Annotated in this window: 6 protein-coding genes; 5 read left to right on the top strand and 1 reads right to left on the bottom strand. The window is 70.6% G+C overall.

Annotated elements, in window-relative coordinates:
• Window positions 1-147: 147 nt before the first annotated feature.
• On the top strand, window positions 148-753 hold the full coding sequence (locus ACFWE2_RS24490; protein WP_377226814.1) for an ASCH domain-containing protein: 606 nt from the start codon (window positions 148-150) through the stop codon (window positions 751-753).
• A 65-nt stretch (window positions 754-818) separates the two neighbouring features.
• On the opposite strand, the gene ACFWE2_RS24485 is transcribed toward ACFWE2_RS24490, so the two are convergent.
• Window positions 819-1292, bottom strand: a complete 474-nt coding sequence (locus tag ACFWE2_RS24485; protein WP_377226813.1) for a pyridoxamine 5'-phosphate oxidase family protein — start codon at window positions 1290-1292, stop codon at window positions 819-821.
• Between the two features lie 113 nt (window positions 1293-1405).
• Between ACFWE2_RS24485 and ACFWE2_RS24480 the strand changes: the two genes are divergently transcribed.
• The 4 genes from ACFWE2_RS24480 (at window position 1406) to ACFWE2_RS24465 (ending at window position 4846) form a co-directional block, all read left to right on the top strand.
• Window positions 1406-1804 carry a VOC family protein gene (locus ACFWE2_RS24480; RefSeq protein ID WP_377226812.1) on the top strand — a complete coding sequence of 133 codons (399 nt, stop codon included), beginning with the start codon at window positions 1406-1408 and terminating at the stop codon, window positions 1802-1804.
• A 45-nt stretch (window positions 1805-1849) separates the two neighbouring features.
• Window positions 1850-2395: a pyridoxamine 5'-phosphate oxidase family protein gene (locus ACFWE2_RS24475; RefSeq protein WP_377226811.1), complete on the top strand. Its 546-nt coding sequence runs from the start codon at window positions 1850-1852 to the stop codon at window positions 2393-2395.
• Window positions 2396-2499: 104 nt separating this feature from the next.
• Complete coding sequence (locus ACFWE2_RS24470; RefSeq protein ID WP_377226810.1) at window positions 2500-3558, top strand: 3-isopropylmalate dehydrogenase; 1059 nt, start codon at window positions 2500-2502, stop codon at window positions 3556-3558.
• A 157-nt stretch (window positions 3559-3715) separates the two neighbouring features.
• Window positions 3716-4846 carry a branched-chain amino acid aminotransferase gene (locus ACFWE2_RS24465; protein WP_377226809.1) on the top strand — a complete coding sequence of 377 codons (1131 nt, stop codon included), beginning with the start codon at window positions 3716-3718 and terminating at the stop codon, window positions 4844-4846.
• Window positions 4847-4904: the final 58 nt, after the last annotated feature.

Raw genomic sequence — 4904 nt, 5'->3', positions numbered from 1 at the left:
GTTGCTCTGCGTGGACACTGTCTACGCAGAGCAACACACCCCGGATCAGTTGTGTCTCCCCGGCGCATCCTCGACGTCGCACACCGGATCCGTCCGGCTGCGGCCGAGCGGCTACCCGGGACCTGCGGGTACTGGCAGGATGTCCCCGTGACCGATGACGCGACGCCCGAGAACACCGAGCGCACCTCCGAGACGCCCGACTCCGAGGCGTTCGACCCCGCGACCTTCGACCCCGAGGCGGTGTCCGCGGAGGACTCCGCGCTCGCCGGAGAGGTCCTCGACTTCTGGGCCGCCACGCGCCAGTACGCGGGCCTGGCCAAGGCGAGCATCGTGGTGGGACAGACTGTCGGCGAGACGGTGCCGCCGCAGGCCTGGTCGTTCGGCGACGAGCCGGAGCTCGCCGAGGAGCTGCTCGCCGCGGTGCTCGCGGGGGAGAAGACGGCGACGACGTCGGCCCTGTGGGACTACGACGACGAGGGAGCGCCGCTGCCGGTCGCCGGTGAGCTGTCGATCGTGCTCGACGGCGAGAACCACCCGCGAGCGCTGATCCGCACGACGAGCGTCGAGACCACCACGTTCGAGGAGGTCGACGAGGACTTCGCCGCGGCGGAGGGCGAGGACGACCGGACGTTGGAGTCGTGGCGCAAGGGGCACGAGATCTACTTCCGCCGGAACCTTCCGGAGGGCCGGGAGTTCTCGCCGGACATGCCGGTCGTGTGCGAGCGGTTCGAGCTGCTCTACCCGCGGCCGTGACGCATCCGGTCTGACCGCGGCTCGGTCGGCGGCCGGCGACCGCCCGAGCCATGGCCGGCTGCGGGTCACATCTCCACCGCGAGCCGCCGGTCGACACCGGTGCCGCGCTCCGGGTCGTTCCCGCGTACGTGGATCTCGACGCTCTCCGCGGTCGCCCGGTAGAGCCGCAGCTTGGCGTCGCCGCTGAGCTCGTCCGGACCGAAGGCTCGCGCGCCCTGCCGGACCGACGAGAAGGCCGCCGCGACGGCTGTGTGCAGCTCGGCGTCGGGCACCTGGACCGCGGTTGCGCCGATGTAGACGGCTGCCGTGTCGGGGCCTGGGTTGACCTGCGAGTTGAAGACGACTATCTCGACGCTGGGCTGCGCCGCCACGTTGCGCGAGTGCTGCGCGTCGGGTGACGAGATCCAGTAGAAGTCGCGGTAGTCGGCGTGGCTGTAGAAGACGGGCGAGACCCGTGGCGTGCCGTCCGGCTGGGTCGTGCCGAGCACCATGAAGTGGTTGTCGTCGATGACGCTGTGGGCGATGTACCTGGGTTCCATGTCGGATGGACGGCCCGGAGGCAGCGAAGTCATCGCGAGTGTCAGTGTCTCGTCCTAGCGTGTTGCCATCGGTCCGGGTCACGGGCCGCGGGTCACATGATGAGGTGAAGGCGATGGCGCTGCGCTGGTACTCGACCGTGGTGGAGTCCACGGACCACAAGAGGCTGGCTCACTGGTGGGGCGAGGCCCTCGGCTGGCAGGTCATCTTCGAGACGGACGAGGAGTCCGTCGTGGTGCCGCCGTGGGCGCTCGAGCTCTCGGAGAAGCTGGACTTCCACCAGGTGCCGCCGGGCATGGTGTTCGTGCCCGTCGAGCACGAGAAGGTGGGCAAGAACCGGCTGCACTGGGACTTCGCTCCGCACACGAGCGACGACCGGGACGCCGAGATCACCCGGCTGGTGGGGCTCGGCGCGAGGGTGATCGACGTCGGGCAGCCGGACGACGCGACCTGGACCGTGCTGGCCGATCCGGACGGCAACGAGTTCTGCGTGCTCTCGGCGCGGGACCAGTAGTGCCGGGTGCCGATGAGTTCCGGTTCCGGTCGACGTCGGTAGTGCATGAGCACTCACATCAGGACCAAGAACCTCGCTGACCTCTACGAGCTGTCGCCGCTCCCATGGGAGCCCGTCGCCGCCGCGCTCGCGGAGATCGGGGACCAGGCGCCCGGCGGGCGCGGGCCGGACCGCCACTCGCACTGGCTCACGACGATCAATCCCGACGGCAGCCCGCACACGACCGGCGTCGGGGCGTTCTGGGACGACGGCGGGTTCTACGTCGTGTCCGGTCGCGGCGTCCGCAAGGGGCGGAACATGGAGCGCGACCCGCGGTGCACCATCGCCGTGGCGGCGGACGACTACGACGTCGTCGTCGAGGGTGTGGCCGAGCTGGTGACCGACCGCGCCGTCGTCGCGCACATCGCCGAGGTGGCGGCCGCGGGCGGCTGGCCGGCGGAGGTGGACGAGTCCGGGACCGCGCTCACCGCTCCGTACAGCGCCCCGTCGGCGGGACCGGCTCCGTGGCACGTGTACCGCGTGACCCCCACGAAGGCCAACGCCCTGTTCGTGCGGGAGCCGGGCGGCGCGACGTCCTGGACGTTCGAGTGATGCGCCTGCCGGACCCGCTCGGCGGCCGTCCGGTCGGGACACTCGTGCGTCCATTCCGTGAGACCAGCGTCTCATTCACCCCATCGCGCGCGTAGGCTCCGGACATGGCACAGGTGGGTAGGACAGAGGGCATCGACCTCGCAGTGGTCGCAGGTGACGGCATCGGTACGGAGGTCGTGGAGCAGGGCCTCGCGGTGCTCGAGGCGGCGCTCGCGCCGTCGGGCACCAAGCTCTCCACCACCGAGTTCGACCTGGGCGCGAAGCGCTGGCACGCGACCGGCGAGACCCTCACCGACGAGGACCTCGAGAAGATCAAGAGCCACGACGCGATCCTGCTGGGTGCCATCGGCGACCCGTCGGTCCCGAGCGGTGTGCTGGAGCGCGGGCTGCTGCTCAAGCTGCGCTTCGCGCTCGACCACTACGTGAACCTGCGCCCGACCAAGCTCTACCAGGGCGTCGCCAGCCCGCTGGCCGACCCGGGCGAGATCGACTTCGTGGTGGTCCGCGAGGGCACCGAGGGTCCGTACGTCGGCAACGGCGGTGCGCTGCGCGTCGGCACTCCCGCCGAGATCGCCACCGAGGTCAGCGTCAACACGGCGTTCGGCGTCGAGCGCGTGGTCCGGGACGCGTTCGCCCGGGCGAACGCCCGCCCGCGCAAGCACCTCACGCTGGTGCACAAGCACAACGTGCTGGTGCACGCGGGCCACCTGTGGCGCCGCACGGTCGAGGCCGTGAACGCGGAGTTCCCCGACGTCACGACCGACTACGCGCACGTGGACGCCGCGACCATCTACCTGACGACCAACCCGAGCCGGTTCGACGTGATCGTCACGGACAACCTCTTCGGTGACATCCTCACCGACCAGGCCGCCGCGATCTCGGGCGGCATCGGGCTTGCGGCGTCGGCCAACATCAACCCCGACCGCACCGCGCCGTCCATGTTCGAGCCGGTGCACGGTTCGGCCCCCGACATCGCGGGTCAGGGCAAGGCCGACCCCACGGCGACGATCCTCTCGGTGTCCCTCCTGCTGGACCACCTCGGCTTCGCCGAGGAGTCCGCGCGGGTGCACGAGGCCGTCGCGGCGGACCTCGCGGCCCGCGGCGACGTTGTACGCACGACCGACCAGGTAGGCCGCGACATCGCGGCCCGCGTGACCGGGTAAGCACGCTGCACGACGGCGGCGCCCGGGTCACGCAGACCGAACCGGGCGCCGCTTTCGTACGTCGAAGGCCGTCCGGGCAGGCGCCCGGCTCGGAATGCTCCTCCTGCCTTGCCGGGCGTGGAAGACTGACAACAGCATTCCGGTGAAAGGCATCGACATGACAACAACGACGGATCCCATCCTCCCGGCGCGGCTCGAAGACCTGGTGGCGCTCTTCGACGTGCGGCCCACCGACGTGCCGACGCCGGACGCCGAGCGCGCCGCGGCGCTCAGCGCGCCGAAGTTCGGGACGGTGTTCACGGACCATATGGCGCGGGTCTCCTGGACCAGCGCCGACGGCTGGAAGGACCGGCGGATCGAGAAGTACGGTCCGCTGCAGCTCGACCCGGCGACGGCAGTGCTGCACTACGCACAGGAGATCTTCGAGGGCCTCAAGGCCTACAAGCACGCCGACGGCTCGGTCTGGACGTTCCGCCCGGACCAGAACGCCGCGCGGTTCGCACGCTCGGCGCACCGGCTGGCGCTGCCCGCGCTCAGCGTGGACGACTTCATCGGGTCCCTGGCGGCCCTGGTCCGCACGGACATCGACTGGGTGCCCGGCGGCGAGGACTCGTCGCTGTACCTGCGGCCCTTCATGTTCGCGTCGGAGGCGTTCCTCGGTGTGCGGCCCTCGCTCGAGGCCGAGTACCTGGTTATCGCGTCGCCGGTCGGCCCGTACTTCGCGGGCGGCGTCAAGCCCGTGTCGATCTACGTGTCCGAGCAGTACCACCGGGCAGGGCCGCCCGGAGGCACGGGTGACGCGAAGTTCGGCGGCAACTACGCGGCGAGCCTGCTGCCGCAGCGCGAGGCGCAGAAGCAGGGCTTCGACCAGGTGTGCTTCCTCGACGCAGCCAGCAGCACGTACCTCGAAGAGCTCGGCGGCATGAACGTGTTCCTCGTGATGGACGACGGGACGGTCCACACACCAGAGCTCGGCTCGATCCTCGAGGGGATCACCCGGGCCTCGGTCCTGCAGCTCGCGGGCGACCGCGGGTACCAGGTGGTGGAACGGCGCATCCCGCTCGCGGAGGTCGTGGCCGGGCTCGAGTCCGGAAAGGTCAAGGAGTTCTTCGCGTGCGGCACCGCCGCCGTCGTGACCCCCGTGGGGCGCCTCGCGGGTGGCTCGTTCGACCACGAGATCAACGGCGGTGAGCCCGGCGAGCTGACGATGGCGATCCGCCAGGAGCTCACCGACATCCAGTACGGCCGCGCCGAGGACCGGCACGGCTGGATGCGCCGCCTGGCCTGAGTCCGCGAAGTAGAGCGTAGGTCCGGACACCCGCTCTACCTCGGCGCACCAGGAGTGC

The sequence above is a fragment of the Promicromonospora sp. NPDC060271 genome (genome assembly GCF_042726755.1).
GTDB lineage: Bacteria > Actinomycetota > Actinomycetes > Actinomycetales > Cellulomonadaceae > Promicromonospora.
This window is presented reverse-complemented; position numbering and strand designations above follow the sequence as displayed.

Excerpts from the sequence above, each read along its gene's own strand:
- ACFWE2_RS24485 (WP_377226813.1), bottom strand. The coding sequence starts at position 1,292 with ATGGAACCCAGGTACATCGCCCACAGCGTCATCGACGACAACCACTTC.
- ACFWE2_RS24480 (WP_377226812.1), top strand. The coding sequence starts at position 1,406 with ATGGCGCTGCGCTGGTACTCGACCGTGGTGGAGTCCACGGACCACAAG.
- ACFWE2_RS24475 (WP_377226811.1), top strand. The coding sequence starts at position 1,850 with ATGAGCACTCACATCAGGACCAAGAACCTCGCTGACCTCTACGAGCTG.
- ACFWE2_RS24470 (WP_377226810.1), top strand. The coding sequence starts at position 2,500 with ATGGCACAGGTGGGTAGGACAGAGGGCATCGACCTCGCAGTGGTCGCA.
- ACFWE2_RS24465 (WP_377226809.1), top strand. The coding sequence starts at position 3,716 with ATGACAACAACGACGGATCCCATCCTCCCGGCGCGGCTCGAAGACCTG.